Origin of the sequence: Streptomyces sp. 4F14, assembly GCF_048159485.1 — a bacterium.
Taxonomy (GTDB): Bacteria; Actinomycetota; Actinomycetes; order Streptomycetales; family Streptomycetaceae; genus Streptomyces.
The window spans coordinates 1-362 of the sequence record NZ_JBLRVY010000253.1 but is presented as its reverse complement, the minus strand read 5'-3'; the positions used below and the strand labels follow the sequence as shown (position 1 = coordinate 362).

Sequence of the window (362 nt, the reverse complement as noted above, 5' to 3'; positions counted from 1 at the left end):
ACCGCACCGGCCGCAGCGCCTTCGGCTACTCCGGACCGCTTGACCTGGTCGAGGACGACCCGTTCGACCCGCTGCGCATCACCGCCCTGCGGGAGAAGAAGCTGGGCCAGTGGGTCAGGACCATCTGGAGGCCCCGGCCCGCACCGGGAGCCGCGACAGGGACCCCCGGCACGGCCGCCAAGACCGGTCCGTCGCCGAGCGTCACGGAACGCGCCGACGCCGCCGGCCCCACGCGGACCGGTGCGCCCGAAGAGCCCGCCGGTCACCCGCAGTCCGCGAAGGCCGCCCTTCCCGACGACGCGTACGGGGCGCTCCGGGACGGCGTCTCCGTGCTCCGCGAAGGCTTCCGGCGCGTCGGGCCG

Annotated in this window: 1 pseudogene; it reads left to right on the top strand. The window is 76.2% G+C overall.

Going from position 1 to position 362, the window contains the following annotated elements:
• A pseudogene (locus ACLZOT_RS50580) lies at window positions 1–362 on the top strand (hypothetical protein); the annotation flags it as partial.